General features: G+C 65.4%; 11 protein-coding genes. 4 read left to right on the top strand and 7 right to left on the bottom strand.

The genetic code is table 11. The annotated features are described in order from the left end of the window. Window positions 1-10 precede the first annotated feature (10 nt). Window positions 11-853: a 2-keto-4-pentenoate hydratase gene (locus tag AC2FMY_RS13295; protein WP_480748812.1), complete on the top strand. Its 843-nt coding sequence runs from the start codon at window positions 11-13 to the stop codon at window positions 851-853. Window positions 854-859: 6 nt separating this feature from the next. Here AC2FMY_RS13295 and AC2FMY_RS13290 read toward each other — a convergent pair whose 3' ends face one another. The 4 genes from AC2FMY_RS13290 to AC2FMY_RS13275 are packed head-to-tail and all read right to left on the bottom strand — an operon-like array spanning window position 860 to window position 7,537. Beyond that, the gene (locus AC2FMY_RS13290) at window positions 860-2,902 is read right to left on the bottom strand and encodes a hypothetical protein (protein WP_496748550.1); all 2,043 of its coding nucleotides are present in this window, start codon (window positions 2,900-2,902) and stop codon (window positions 860-862) included. After that, on the bottom strand, window positions 2,899-5,661 hold the full coding sequence (locus AC2FMY_RS13285) for a DUF4159 domain-containing protein (protein ID WP_496748549.1): 2,763 nt from the start codon (window positions 5,659-5,661) through the stop codon (window positions 2,899-2,901). Before AC2FMY_RS13285 ends, AC2FMY_RS13290 begins: the two co-directional genes overlap by 4 nt. Further along, entirely contained in the window at window positions 5,658-6,533 is an 876-nt protein-coding gene (locus AC2FMY_RS13280; RefSeq protein ID WP_480748809.1) for a DUF58 domain-containing protein, read from the bottom strand. The genes AC2FMY_RS13285 and AC2FMY_RS13280 overlap by 4 nt, the downstream gene beginning before the upstream one ends. Further along, window positions 6,530-7,537, bottom strand: coding sequence for an AAA family ATPase (locus AC2FMY_RS13275; protein WP_496747954.1), 1,008 nt, complete (start codon window positions 7,535-7,537; stop codon window positions 6,530-6,532). The genes AC2FMY_RS13280 and AC2FMY_RS13275 overlap by 4 nt, the downstream gene beginning before the upstream one ends. 64 nt (window positions 7,538-7,601) lie before the next feature. On the opposite strand from AC2FMY_RS13275, the gene AC2FMY_RS13270 reads away from it, so the two are divergent. Then, window positions 7,602-8,183, top strand: a complete 582-nt coding sequence (locus AC2FMY_RS13270; RefSeq protein WP_496747956.1) for a DUF1285 domain-containing protein — start codon at window positions 7,602-7,604, stop codon at window positions 8,181-8,183. An 80-nt stretch (window positions 8,184-8,263) separates the two neighbouring features. Here AC2FMY_RS13270 and AC2FMY_RS13265 read toward each other — a convergent pair whose 3' ends face one another. Beyond that, window positions 8,264-9,202 (bottom strand): DMT family transporter, encoded by a 939-nt coding sequence (locus tag AC2FMY_RS13265; RefSeq protein ID WP_496747958.1) that lies wholly within the window; start codon window positions 9,200-9,202, stop codon window positions 8,264-8,266. 167 nt (window positions 9,203-9,369) lie between these two features. Between AC2FMY_RS13265 and AC2FMY_RS13260 the strand changes: the two genes are divergently transcribed. Then, window positions 9,370-10,125, top strand: a complete 756-nt coding sequence (locus AC2FMY_RS13260) for a hydroxypyruvate isomerase family protein (RefSeq protein ID WP_496807504.1) — start codon at window positions 9,370-9,372, stop codon at window positions 10,123-10,125. Window positions 10,126-10,194: 69 nt separating this feature from the next. Further along, on the top strand, window positions 10,195-10,425 hold the full coding sequence (locus AC2FMY_RS13255) for a DUF2798 domain-containing protein (protein ID WP_496807503.1): 231 nt from the start codon (window positions 10,195-10,197) through the stop codon (window positions 10,423-10,425). 49 nt (window positions 10,426-10,474) lie between these two features. On the opposite strand, the gene polA is transcribed toward AC2FMY_RS13255, so the two are convergent. Together polA and AC2FMY_RS13245 are read right to left on the bottom strand one after the other, a co-directional pair. Then, complete coding sequence (polA, locus tag AC2FMY_RS13250; RefSeq protein ID WP_496807502.1) at window positions 10,475-13,282, bottom strand: DNA polymerase I; 2,808 nt, start codon at window positions 13,280-13,282, stop codon at window positions 10,475-10,477. Window positions 13,283-13,408: 126 nt separating this feature from the next. Further along, window positions 13,409-13,588 carry a zinc-finger domain-containing protein gene (locus AC2FMY_RS13245; protein WP_480748802.1) on the bottom strand — a complete coding sequence of 60 codons (180 nt, stop codon included), beginning with the start codon at window positions 13,586-13,588 and terminating at the stop codon, window positions 13,409-13,411. Window positions 13,589-13,626 lie beyond the last annotated feature (38 nt).

Raw genomic sequence — 13,626 nt, 5'->3', positions numbered from 1 at the left:
GGATGACATCATGAAACGCCTGATTGTGACGCTTGCCGCCACCCTCGCCGCCACATCCGCCACTGCCGATTGCGCCTCCGACGCGCAGATCGACGCCTTTGTCGCGGATTACCTGTCGAACACGGCAACCTCCGCACTTGTGCCCGACGGCAGCATGGATGACGCGCTGTGTGCTCAGGCGAAACTGGCCGCTGCGCTGACACCGCATCTCGGGCCGCTCATCGGCTACAAGGCGGGCCTGACCAGCAAACCCGCGCAGGACCGGTTCGGTGTCAGCGAGCCCGTGCAGGGCGTTCTCTATCGCGACATGATGCTGCCTGACGGTTCCGAAATTCCCGCCAACTGGGGTGCGCGCCCGGTTTTCGAGGCCGACCTGATCCTTGTCGTCGGGGACGAAGGCATCAATCAGGCCACCACACCAGACGAAGTGATGGCCCATATCTCTGCCGTTCGCCCGTTCATCGAACTGCCTGATCTCATCCTGGCCGAAGGTGAACCGCTCACCGCCGTCACCCTGACCGCCGCCGGTGTCGGGTCAAGGCTTGGCGTCATGGGCGCAGATATCCCGGTCGACGACCCCGCCGCCATGTCGCAGGCGCTGGCCGCGATGCAGGTGACGCTGCGCGCGGCAGATGGCGAGGTTCTGGCAACCGCCCCCGGAACGGCGGTTCTGGGCCATCCGGCGAACTCGGCCCTCTGGTTGAGGTCCAGGGGGATCACGTTCAAACCCGGCGACCTGATTTCCGTCGGTTCTTTCGGGCCGCTGATACCGCCCGCAAAAGGCAAGGGCGGTGCCTCGGTCAGCTATATCGGCCTGCCCGGTGATCCAAGGGTCAGCGTAGCATTCAAATAACGGGATTCAGTGCCGCCCCTCGCGCAGCCATCCGGCCAGCAGAAAGCCCGAGGCCAGCAACAGCACCAGCCACGGCGGCAACAACCCGGCTTGGGTAACATCGCGCGTCTCGTAAGCTCCGCGCGGCGTCAGCCCGATCCAGCCACGCCCCGAGGCGGGCCGCCCCTCACGCACCGACCGGATCGCGGGCAGCCCGGCCTCCAGCCGCATGACGCCACCCTTGAGCCCGGCCAACAGCGGCTCGAAGATCTCGCCGCTGGCAATCGTGCGCTCGAATTCCTTGGGTGCGGCAGGCCCCAGACCGATCACCGCCTCGCGCTCGCCTTCGCGCAGGCGATACAACCCGATCTCCGGCCCGAAATACTGTGCCTCGAACCGCCCCGGAGAGACCTCTTCCAGCGTCAGCTCCTCGCTGTCGCCATTGGGCCGGGTCACCGTCAGCGGCCCGACCTCCTCTTCCAGCGTGCGGCGGATGATGCGCATGCTCTGGCCATTGGCCTCGGCCCACAGGGCTTCTTCTTCAAGCTCGGGTTCCTTCATCATCCAGTGCGCCAACCGCCGCAGCAGTTCCAGCTGCGGCCCGCCGCCCTCGTATCCCCGGCTCCACAGCCAGGCGTGATCCGAAGCCAAAAGCGCCACCCGCCCCTCTCCGACACGGTCCAGAACCAGCAGCGGGCGGTCCTCGATTCCCGTCATCAGCACATCGCCCGAACGATCCCGCACATCGATCTGGCGTAGCCACGCGCCCCAGTCGCCGGGATTGCCAAGTTCCGTGGTCACCGGGTGACGCTGGCCCAGATCGGACACTTCCGGAACATATCGCTCCTCGAATACCCGCGCCGTGGGCTGGGCAGGCAGGATCGGCGCCAGCGGAGAGCGAAAGATCGAATCGGCGGTGGCGAAATCCGGCCCCGCCGCCACCAGAACCGCGCCGCCCTTGTTCACATAGTCGGTGACATTGTCCAGATAGATGGCGGGGAGGATGCCGCGCCGCTTGTAGCGATCAAAGATGATCAGATCGAAATCGTCGATCTTTTCCAGAAACAGTTCGCGAGTCGGAAACGCGATCAGGCTCAGCTCGTCCACCGGCACGCCGTCCTGTTTTTCCGGCGGGCGCAGGATGGTGAAATGCACCAGATCGACCGAACTGTCCGATTTCAGCAGGTTGCGCCACGTCCGCCCGCCCGGATGCGGCTCGCCCGAGACCAGCAGCACCCGCAGCCGGTCGCGCACGCCGTTCATCTGGATAAGCGCGGTGTTGTTGCGGTCGGTCAGCTCGCCCTCGGCCGCCGGGACCGTGAACTGGATCACGTTGCGCCCGCCATGCGGCAAGGTGATCGGCACCTCTATGTCCTGCCCGATCGGCAGGTCGAACCGTTCGGGCTCGCCCCCGTCGACCGACAGTTCCAGCGGTGCGACGGCGCGGCCCGCAGGCGCGTCGCGGCTGTCTTCGATCCGCAGGATCAGGGTCATCGGCTCGCCGATGATGGCAAAGGCCGGGGCGTTCCGGACGATCAGCCGCCGGTCCCAGTCTCCGGATCTGCCGGTCAGCAGCAGATGCATCGGCGCGGGCAGGTCGGGGGTCTGATCGGCGTCATGGATCAGCCCGTCCGACAGCGCGATGATCCCGGCAATACGGGCACGCGGCTCTTCGGCCAGCGCCTCGGTCAAGGCCCGCATCACCTGCGTGCCCTCGTCGCCTTGTCCGTCGCCCACGCGAATGCGGCGCAGCTCGGTGTTGTCACGGGACTCGATGATCCCGGCCAGCCGCTCGGCGGCCTCGCTCGTCTGCTGCTCGCGGTCCGACAGTTTCTGGCTGGCGCTTTCATCCTCGATCATCAGCACGATGTCGGTCAGTGGCGCGCGGTCCTCGATCTGATAGACCGGCCCGGACAGCGCCGCGATCAGGATCAGCGCCGCCAGCCCGCGCAAGGCCCATCCCGACAATCCCCGCCACAGGGCCAGAACGATCCCGGCCACGGCCAGTGCCGCAACCGATGCCAGGACCGGCCAGGGGATCAGCGGATCGAATATGACGGTTCCGGTCATTGTCCCAACCTGTCCAGCAAGGCAGGCACGTGCACCTGGTCCGATTTGTAGTTCCCGGTCAGCACGTGCATCACCAGATTGACACCAAAGCGATGCGCCAGTTCACGCTGACGCTCTCCGGCGTATCCGCGTCCGACCGGCAGCAGGGATTGGCCATTGCGGTCCACCGCCCAGGCTCCGGCCCAGTCATTGCCGCCGATCACCACCGGCGTCACCCCATCATTGAGGTTGCGGAACGGCATGCCCTCGATCTGTTCGGCGTCGGGGGGCGCGGATTCGACCCAAACCTCGGTCCCGGCATGACGCCCCGGAAAATCCTGCAACAGGTAAAAGGCGCGCGTCAGTACGTGATCGTGCGGCACCGGCTCAAGCGGCGGAATGTCCAGCGGCTCCGCCAGCGCCTGCAACTTGCGGCCATTCGGGCTGGCCACGCCGAACCGGGCGATATCCGCATCGCGCGTGTCGAACAGGATCATCCCGCCCGAGCGCAGATAGGTGTTCAGCCGGGCATAGGCTTCGGCCGACGGCTCCGGCTGATCGGGCGTGATCGGCCAGTAGAGCAGGGGAAAGAACGCCAGCTCGTCACGCTCCAGGTCGACCCCCACCGGTTCCGCAGGCTCGACCGAGGTGCGATAGAACAGCGTGTCCGACAGCCCGCGCAGCCCCGCCTGCGCGACATCGTCAACCTGACTGTCCCCTGTCAGCACATGCGCCAGCACAAGTTCCTTGGTCGAGGACAGCGCAAAGTCGATATCGTCACCGGCCTGTGCCTGCACTTGCGGTGCCCCCAGCACGATCCCCAGTACCAGCACCGCTGCGCGCGCCTGCCAAAGCCGCCCCGACAGCGCCAGTGACGCCACCACATCCACCACCAGCAGGATCAGCGCCAGGCTCAGCAGGATGCCACCCAGCGGCATGTCCCGCTCGACCTCCACGCCCTTGACCGGCACATCCACCGGCCAGGCTGCCGGTTCCAGCACCTCCCCCTCTGGCAGAACGTTCAGCGCCAGCCTTTGCGTGTCGTTCACATAAATACCCGGGCGCAGCTCAGGCCCGGCGCGCCCCTCGATCAGATCCGCGCCATCGACGCCGGGCAGGTTGCCCGCATCCGACAAGTCGCCAAACCCGTCCAGTACCTGATCCGGCGCCCAGACCGTGCCTTGCAACAGCTCCACCTGTTGCGACTTGGCGGCAGAGGTCACCGCCAGCCGGTCCAGCATCTCGACGAACAGGCCCGACAGGGGCAGGGTGGACCATTCCGCATCCGCCGAGATGTGGAACAGCACCACTTGCCCCAATCCCAGCGGTTTGCGCGTGACCAGCGGTGTACCATCAGTCAGCGAGGCAATGGCTTTTCCGGCAAGATCCGGTCCGGGCTGCGCCATTACCTGCGTGGTCACCGTCACCTCATCGGGGATGGTCAGCCCGTGAAACGGCGAAAACTCGGGGAAGGGCGCAAGCCCCTTGGCCTCGCCCCAGCTCATCGCGCCGCCCACCGTGCGGCCGCCGCTGCGCAGGCGCACGGGCAACAGCGCGTTGTCCGTATCCCGGCCCAGATCACTTGCCGCCATGCGCGTGCCCGCGAAGCGCAGCAACAGACCACCCTTTTCGATCCATTCGATCAGCGCGGTTTCCTCGCGCGCCGACAAAGTGGCGATATCGGCAAGCACGATGACATCCGGATTGGCGGGCAGCACCTCCAGCAGGTCGCCATCCACGAAATCGGCGGTCGGGGTCAGAACCTGGGTCAGATAATGCGGAGGCGACAACAGCTCCAGCCCCTCGCGGTTGCTGCTGTTTGTGATCAGCGCGACCTCGCGCCGCCGAAGACTGTCATCCGTCAGGCTGGCCGCTGCGGCCGACCGCTGGCCTGCGATGTCGAACCGGGTGATCCGCGCCCGCAACTCGGACGGCAGCGCCAGCGCGACCCCGGCCTGCGTCTCCCCTTCGGCAAACTCCGCCGTTGCGGTTTCCAAAACCCGCATGGTGCCTGCCGGGTCACGCCCCTCGGCTTGAATCGTCACCGATTGCGCCGGTGCCGGGTGGGATCGCACCGCAGTCAGCTGCACTGCGCCATCCTCGAACCGGGCCGGCAACAGGCCGATCACCTGTGCGCCGGTCTGATAGACCGTCACGCCGCCCCGATCCCGCAACGCCGCCAGCACATCGTCGCGCCCCGCATAATCCAGCGCGTCGCTGAACCACAGCGTGTCATACCCACCTTCAATCGTATCAAGCGCCGCCAATGAGGCGTCGATCTGAACTTCTCCCGGCTGCCAAGGCAGCGGCACCAATCCGGGCAACCGGCTGCGCCATGCCTCAGCCGCCAGGAAAACCGGCGGCTCGGGGTCGGTGAAGCGCAGAATCGCCACGGGCCGTCCGGCACGCCCCGCCTCGATCAGTTGCGCATCGATCTGGTTCAGCGTTGCAGGCCAGCGCGCCGCCCCGGCCCAGCTTGCATCCAGCACCATCAGCACCGGCCCGCTGCCCGCCCCGTCGCGTGACGGGTTCAGCACCGGTCCGGCCAGCCCGATGATGATCGCCGCCGCCGCCAGAATCCGCAGCAGCAGCAGCCACCAGGGCGTGCGGTCCGACACGCTTTCATCGTCCTTCAACCCCAAAAGCAGCGTGACGGCGGGAAACAACCGCCGGATCGGCGCCGGAGGCACCGCCCGCAGGATCAGCCACAGTACCGGCAACGCCAAAAGCCCCAGCAACAGCCAGGGCGCGGTAAATCCGATGCCAGCCAGCACGGTCATCGGGTGCCTCCATCCAGGGCGCGATACAGCCACAACAAGGCGGCCTGGGCGCTTTCGCCGGTGTGATGCTGTCCAAACTGCCAGCCCGTCGCACGGCACAACTGATATAAGGCGTCCTTGCGCTCGGCCAACCGGTCCAGATAGCGCTGGCGCAAATCACCCGCCTTCAGGGTTTCGTGCCGCAGGCTTCCGCCGACGCTCTCGAAGATCGTGCGCCCCCGATAGGGAAAACTCTCTTCACCCGGATCGAGCACTTGCAGCAGGAGGCCCCGCACGCCCCGGTCCGCAGCCTTGGTCAACGCCAGTTCCACCTCGCCCAGATCACCCAGGAAATCCGAGATGAACAGCGCCCGCGAATGCGGGATCATCGCGCGGTGTTCAGGCGGGGCATAGTCGGCCTCGGCGTCCTTCGCCCAGGCCTGCGCCAGCCGCACCACCTGCGCGTTGCCGCGCCGGGGCGGCAAGGACGTTCCGCTCAACCCGACCCTCTCGCCGCCCCGCACCAGCAGGATCGCGGTCGCCAGCCCCAGCAGGCGCGCCCGGTCGATCTTGGTTGGCAGCGCCTTGTCCGAGGTAAACCGCATCGATGCGCCCTGATCCACCCACAACATCACCGATTGCGCGATCTGCCACTCGCGTTCTCGCACATATTGCTGATCCCCCCGTGCCGAACGCCGGTGATCGATCATCCGCTTGCTGTCACCCACCTGTGCAGGCCGGTATTGCCAGAAATCGTCACCCAGACCGGCGCGGCGACGGCCATGATCCCCCAGCAGCACTGTTCCTGCCAGATGCTCGGCCCGTGCCAAAAGCGGTGGCAGCCGTGACGCCTCGGCCTCGGATCTTTCGCGAAGGGTCAGCGCCGCATTCACGCCGCCGCCTCGCTGCGGGTCAGCCCCGCGGCGGTGGCTTCAATAAGGTCGGCCAGGCTGTCGCCCCGCGCCCGCGCGGCAAAGTTCAGCGCCATCCGGTGGCTCAGCACCGGTCGCGCCATGTCGATCACGTCTTCCGCATTGGGTGCCAGCCGCCCCTGCAGCATCGCCCGCGCCCGCACCGTCATCATCAGCGCCTGCGCCGCGCGCGGCCCCGGCCCCCAGGCCACGGTCTCGCGCACCCGCTCCGACGCGCCCGTCTCCTCGGGCCGGAAGGCGCGCACCAGATCAAGGATCAACTCGACAACCGACTCGCCGACCGGCATCCGGCGCAGCAATACCTGCGCGGCCAGCAGCTCTTCCTTGGTGAAGATCTGCGATGATTGCTCCTCCTCGACCCCGGTCGTGGCGATCAGGATATCGCGCTCGGTCTTGCGGTCGGGATAGTCGACATCGACCTGCACCAGAAACCGGTCCAGCTGCGCCTCGGGCAACGGATAGGTGCCTTCCTGTTCGATCGGGTTCTGCGTGGCCAGAACGTGAAACGGCACGCCCAGCGCCCGGTCCTCGCCCGCCACCGTCACCGTCCGCTCCTGCATCGCCTGCAACAGCGCCGACTGGGTGCGCGGGCTGGCCCGGTTGATCTCGTCCGCCATCAAAAGCTGACAGAAAATCGGCCCCTGAATGAACCGGAAATGGCGCGATCCATCCTCGGCGGTGTCCAGCACCTCCGAGCCAAGGATATCGGCGGGCATCAGGTCGGGCGTGAACTGGATGCGGTTGCCATGCAGCCCCATCACGGTGCTCAGCGTCTCGACCAACCGCGTCTTGCCCAGCCCCGGCAGCCCGATCAGCAACGCATGCCCGCCGCACAACAGCGCGGTCAGCGTCAGGTCGACAACCCGCTCCTGCCCGATGAACCTGCGGGTGATCGAGGATTTGGCCTGTTGCAGCTTTTCTTCAAGCGCTTCGATCTCGGCGACGAGCTCGGCAGGTTCGGACATGGCTTTCCCTTCCGTGGAGTTATATGATTGAAGTGTATCGCGCCGGGAGGAAATGGCAAAAACAATGAGCGGACAAAATACCGTGACCCCCTCCGCCGATGCCCTGGCCGCATCGGTCAGGGCGTCCAAACCAAAGGGCCTGCCACCGATCCACCTGTGGAATCCCCCTTTTTGCGGCGATCTCGACATGCGTATCGCGCGCGATGGCACGTGGTTCTATCAGGGCACGCCGATCACCCGGTTCCCGCTCGTGCGCCTGTTTTCCTCCATTCTCAAGAAGGAAGACGGCAAGTATTTCCTCGTCACCCCCGTCGAAAAGGTGGGAATCACCGTCGATGACGCGCCGTTTGTCGCGGTCGATGTGGACGCCACGGGTGACGGCGCGGCGCAGCACCTGACCTTCACGACCCATGTCGGCGACACCGCCATTGCCGGTCCCGGCCATCCCATCCGCGTTGTTCACGATCCGGAAACGGATGAACCCTCGCCCTATGTATTGATCCGCGCCGACCTCGAAGCCCGGATCGACCGCAAAAGCTTCTACCGGCTGATCGAGCTCGGAACTCATCACGACGGCTGGTTCGGCATCTGGTCCTCGGGCCGGTTCTTCCCGATCCTCCCGTCGCAGGATCTCGAAGACAGCTGAACAAACCCGCGCTTCTTTCTTGTCCCAAATACCCCGGGGTGAATTGCCCGCAGGGCAAGAGGGGCAGCGCCCCTTCCGCCCTATCGCCGCGCGCGACCGGGCCGGATCTGCGACAGAACCACGCCCAGCCCCACGATCGCCGCGCCAAGGGCCTGCGTCCAGTTCCACCCGGCCCCCAGCGTCAGCATGATGATCATCACATAGAACGGCGCGACGTTGATGTGGAACGAGGCCACCGCAATGCCCAGCCGCCCGACCGAGGCGACAAACAGAACCTGGCTCAGCGCCATCGAGATCAGGGCATAGATCACCAGCATCCCGGCCTGTTCCGCGTCGAAGCGCAGGGCCGGTATCACATCCAGCCCGGCCTGCCACGAAAACAACAAAAGACCGCTCGCCGCCAACAGACCACCGACAAAGGTGATCGCCGCGCGTCCGGTCTGGCCAAGTTCGGGGAAATCGCGCGCCGTGGCCATGCTGGCCCAGCAGTAAAGCCCGGTGGACAGCACCGCGCAGGCTGCACCCAGCCCCAGTTGCGCCGGGGCCAGCGCACTTGTGGCGATCAGCCCGCCGATGACCGAGGCCCCCATGCCCAGACCAAAGGTCCACCGCAGCCGCCGGGTTCCGGCGGCCATTTCCAGCATCGTGCTGAACAGCGGCGCGCAGGACACGATCAGCGCCACCGTGACCGGATCGGTCATCTTCTGCGCGATCAGCAACAGATAGGTCCCCACGCCAAACCCGATGCCGCCGACCCACAGGGCGCGGCCCCACCGCGCCCGCAACACGCGGGCAGGGCCATCCAGCATCAGCCAGACCGGAACCAGCACGCTCACGGTCAGCGCCAGACGGGCCACGATCAGCGTCAGCGGCGGCCAGCTTTGCAGCAGGATCTCCGCCGCCGGAAACCCGGCGGCCCAGGTCAGCATCGACGCAACCGCCAGCGCGTTTCCCGAAAACACGTCCCGGCCCGGCGCGGCGGGTGCAAATCCTCGGACGGGGTCCGGACTAAGCGACATGGCGGCTCTTTCGGTCGGTCAGGGTGGAAAACCCGAATCGGGTTCTGCCCGACGCAACGCGAATTGCCCCCGCAGGTCTGAACTGTTTTCGACAAACTGTCGTTTCCTGACCCTTTCACCGGAAATTTTACCCGTCTATGACTTGGCCACACCACGCGAGAGCCGCCATGCCCAGATTTGCCGCCAACCTGTCCCTGCTGTTCAACGAATTGCCGTTCTTCGACCGGTTTCAGGCAGCTGCGGATGCGGGGTTCGAGGCCGTCGAGATCCTGTTTCCCTATGATGCCCCGGCACAACAGACCAAACATGCGTTGCTCGCCTCGGGTCTGGACCTGGTCCTGATCAATGCACCGCCGCCGAATTATGCCGGCGGTGACCCCGGCTATGCCGCCATACCGCACGGCGAGGCCCGGTTTCGCTCCGACATCCGCCGCGTTTTGCGCTATGTTCAGGTCCTTCGCCCCGGTCTGGTCCATCTGATGTCCGGTTATGCAACCGGGGACGAAGCGGCAGACACCTTGGTGCGCAACCTGCAATGGGCCGCCGATCACGCCCCGGATCAGCGCTTCACCATCGAACCGCTGAACCCGGTCTCGCAACCGGGCTATTTCCTGAATGATTACGATCTCGCCGCCGAGATCCTCGACCGCGTGAACCGTCCCAATGTCGGCCTGCAATTCGACAGCTTTCACGCCCAGATGATCCACGGCGACGCGCTGGCGGTCTGGCACAGGGTCCGCGCGCGGGTGACCCATATCCAGATCGGCGCAGCCCCCGACCGCTCCGAACCCGCGCCCGGCGCAATCGACTTTCCGGCGCTGTTCCACGCCTTCGATACCAGCGGCTATGACGGCTGGGTCAGCGCCGAGTATACCCCGTCGACCCCGCGCACTGTGGACACACTGCACTGGATGCGGCAATGATGCGCGCTGACGGCCAGATGCCATATCTCATATACCGAATGTGAAGAACCAACAAACCGAGATGTCCAGATGATCCCCGCCCGCTTTTCGCACACCGTTTTCGCCCTCCTCATATCGGGGCTGATGTCCTGCATCGTGACCTGCGTGGCCACCCTGCGTACGCTGGGCTTTGCGCAGGGTGTGACTTCGAACTGGATGGCGGCATGGGTTACCAGCTGGCCGATCGCCTTTGCGGTCATCCTGATCGCCGGCCCCTTTGTCCGCAAACTGGTGGCCCGCATGGTCAGGCCCGAGGCCTGACCCGGCGCAAAGACGGCCCGCCGGGCCTGATGAGCGGCGCGTTCAGTGCCTAATGCGCCTCGGCCCAGTTGGCGCCCCGCCCGGCATCCACGGTCAGCCTGACATCCAGCTTCACCGCCGGGTCGGCCGCGCCTTCCATGACATCCCGCGCGGCGGCAATGGTGGCGTCCACCGCATCCTCGGTCACCTCGAACAGCAATTCGTCATGTACCTGCAACAGCATTCTGGCGGGCAGGTCCCTGATGGCGGCGGGCATCCGCACCATCGCGCGCCGGATCACATCCGCTGCCGTCCCCTGGATCGGGGCGTTGATCGCCGCGCGCTTGGCAAACCCCGCATGCGGCCCCTTGGCGTTGATCTCGGGCGTGTGGATCTTGCGCCCGAACAACGTTTGGACATAGCCATGTTCCTTGGCGAAGCCGATGGTGTCGTCCATATAGCGCCGGATGCCGGGGAAACGTTCGAAATAGCGATCAATGAAGCCCTGCGCCTCGGCCCGTGGAATGCGCAGGTTCCGGGCCAGACCAAAGCCCGAAATGCCATAGATCACCCCGAAATTGATCGCCTTGGCCTGCCGCCGGATCTCGGGCGTCATCTCCTCCAGCGGCACGTCGAACATCTCGGACGCGGTCATCGCGTGAATGTCCAGCCCGTCGGCAAAAGCCTGCTTCAGCGCGTCGATCTCCGCGATATGCGCCAGAATCCGCAACTCGATCTGGCTATAGTCAAGGCTGACCAGAACATTGCCCGGCTCAGCGATAAAGGCCTCACGAATACGACGGCCTTCCTCTGTGCGCACCGGGATGTTCTGCAGGTTCGGATCGGTCGAGGCCAGCCGCCCGGTATTGGCCCCGGTGATTGAATAGGACGTATGCACTCGGCCCGTGTCGGGGTTGATATGGGTCTGCAGCGCGTCGGTATAGGTCGATTTCAGCTTGCTCAGCTGCCGCCAGTCCAGCACCCGGCGCGGCAGTTCATGCTCGGTGGCGAGGTCTTCCAGGATATCGGCCCCGGTCGAGTATTTTCCGGTCTTGCCCTTCTTGCCGCCTTCCAGCCCCATCTTGTCGAACAGGATCTCGCCCAACTGCGCGGGCGAGCCGACGTTGAACGTTTCGCCCGCCAGCTCGTGAATCTCGGCCTCCAGCCCCGCCATCTTCTGGGCAAAGGCGTTCGACATGCGGCTCAGAACCTCGCGGTCGATCTTGATGCCATGCATCTCCATCTCGGCCAGCACCGGCACCAGCGGGCGCTCCAGCGTTTCATAGACGGTGGTCACCCGCGCCCGGTGCAGCTGCGGCTTGAACAGCTGCCACAGGCGCAGCGTGATATCCGCATCCTCCGCGGCATAGGCGGTGGCCTCGTCGATCGGCACCTTGTCAAAGGTGATCGCCGATTTGCCCGACCCCAGCAGCGGCTTGATGGGGATCGGCGTGTGGCTCAGATAGCGCTCGGCCAGCGTGTCCATTCCGTGCCCGTGCTCGCCGCCATGCATCGCATAGGACATCAGCATGGTGTCATCGATCGGCGCGACCCTCACGTCATAGCGGGCAAAGATCTTGGCATCGTATTTCATGTTCTGCCCGATCTTCAGAACCGCCGGGTCCTCCAGCACCGGCTTCAACAGGGCCAGCGCCTCCTCCAACGGCATCTGCCCCTCGGCCAAGGCGTCCGAGCCGAACAGATCGTCACTCGCGCCCTCGCGATGGGTCAGCGGAATGTAACAGGCCTCGCCCGGCTCGATGCACAGCGATATCCCCACCAGATCGGCGATCATCTCGTTAAGGCCGGTGGTTTCGGTGTCCACCGCGACCCACCCCCGTTCCTTCGCCTGATCGATCCACTTCTGCAATGCGGCGGCATCACGCACGCATTCGTATTTCGCCGCATCGAACGGCGGCTGTTCGGGGGCGGGCGCATCATCACTGGCCGAAGGCGCCGCAACTTCGGCGATCACCGGCGCCTCGACCCCCAGCTTGTCGGCAATCCGCTTGGTCAGGGTGCGGAACTCCATTTCGGACAGAAACGCCAACAGTCTCTCGGGGTCCGGGTCGCGCAGCTCCAGGTCGTCCAGCGTGAAATTCAGCGGCGTCTCCGCGTCCAGCTGCACCAGCCGTTTCGACAACTCGATCTGATCACGCTTTTCGATCAGAGTCTCGCGGCGCTTGGGCTGCTTGATCTCTTCCGCGCGGTCCAGCAGGGTTTCCAGATCGCCGAACTCGTTGATCAACAGCGCCGCGGTCTTGATCCCGATCCCCGGCGCGCCCGGCACGTTGTCGACGCTGTCACCGGCCAGCGCCTGCACATCGACCACGCGCTCGGGGAACACGCCGAACTTTTCGAACACCCCGTCGCGGTCGATGCGCTTGTTCTTCATCGCGTCCAGCATCTCGACCCCGTCGCCGACCAGCTGCATCAGGTCCTTGTCCGAACTGACGATGGTCACCCGCCCGCCCGCATCGCGCGCCTGATGCGCCAGCGTGGCGATGATGTCGTCGGCCTCATACCCTTCCAGCTCCTCGCAGGCGATGTTGAACGCCTCGGTCGCCTGGCGGGTCAGCGGAATCTGCGGCCGCAGATCCTCGGGCATCGCCTCGCGATTGGCCTTGTACTGGTCGTACATCTCGTTGCGGAACGTGTGGCTGCCCTTGTCAAAGATCACCGCGATATGGGTCGGCGCATCGGCCCCGTGATCACCATCCACATAGCGCTGCAGCATGTTGCAGAACCCCGACACCGCCCCGATCGGCAACCCGTCCGACTTGCGCGTCAGCGGCGGCAGCGCGTGATAGGCGCGAAAGATGAAAGCCGAGCCGTCGATCAGATGCAGATGGCAGCCTTTTCCGAACGTCGTGGTCATTTCGCGCCCTTTCCCTGTTCAATCCAAGCACACTAATGACACGGGCGCGGCGACAGAACCACCCGTCACCACGCCCGGTCACTTCATCTTTTCATAAATACTCAATCCCGCGCGTCAGGCCTGCGCTCAGGCGTCCGCTTCGCGCCCGTCCAGCACGTATTTGCAGTCGCAATAGGGGCATTCGACCCAGCCCTGATCCTCGGGGATCTGCAGCCACACCCGGGGATGCCCCAGCGCGCCTTCGCCACCGTCACAGGCAACGCGGGCGGTTTCGACGATCTTGGTTTCCGGCGCATCTAGAGTCACGGCTGGCGATCCTTCTTCGGTTGTCGGCCTTGCGGGCA

It is taken from the genome of Ruegeria sp. YKSE079 (genome assembly GCF_059612845.1).
Note: the sequence above shows the minus strand (reverse complement) of the source record. Positions and strands in the feature narration are given on the sequence as shown.

Excerpts from the sequence above, each read along its gene's own strand:
- AC2FMY_RS13295 (WP_480748812.1), top strand. The coding sequence starts at position 11 with ATGAAACGCCTGATTGTGACGCTTGCCGCCACCCTCGCCGCCACATCC.
- AC2FMY_RS13290 (WP_496748550.1), bottom strand. The coding sequence starts at position 2,902 with ATGACCGGAACCGTCATATTCGATCCGCTGATCCCCTGGCCGGTCCTG.
- AC2FMY_RS13285 (WP_496748549.1), bottom strand. The coding sequence starts at position 5,661 with ATGACCGTGCTGGCTGGCATCGGATTTACCGCGCCCTGGCTGTTGCTG.
- AC2FMY_RS13275 (WP_496747954.1), bottom strand. The coding sequence starts at position 7,537 with ATGTCCGAACCTGCCGAGCTCGTCGCCGAGATCGAAGCGCTTGAAGAA.
- AC2FMY_RS13270 (WP_496747956.1), top strand. The coding sequence starts at position 7,602 with ATGAGCGGACAAAATACCGTGACCCCCTCCGCCGATGCCCTGGCCGCA.
- AC2FMY_RS13265 (WP_496747958.1), bottom strand. The coding sequence starts at position 9,202 with ATGTCGCTTAGTCCGGACCCCGTCCGAGGATTTGCACCCGCCGCGCCG.
- AC2FMY_RS13260 (WP_496807504.1), top strand. The coding sequence starts at position 9,370 with ATGCCCAGATTTGCCGCCAACCTGTCCCTGCTGTTCAACGAATTGCCG.
- AC2FMY_RS13255 (WP_496807503.1), top strand. The coding sequence starts at position 10,195 with ATGATCCCCGCCCGCTTTTCGCACACCGTTTTCGCCCTCCTCATATCG.
- polA (WP_496807502.1), bottom strand. The coding sequence starts at position 13,282 with ATGACCACGACGTTCGGAAAAGGCTGCCATCTGCATCTGATCGACGGC.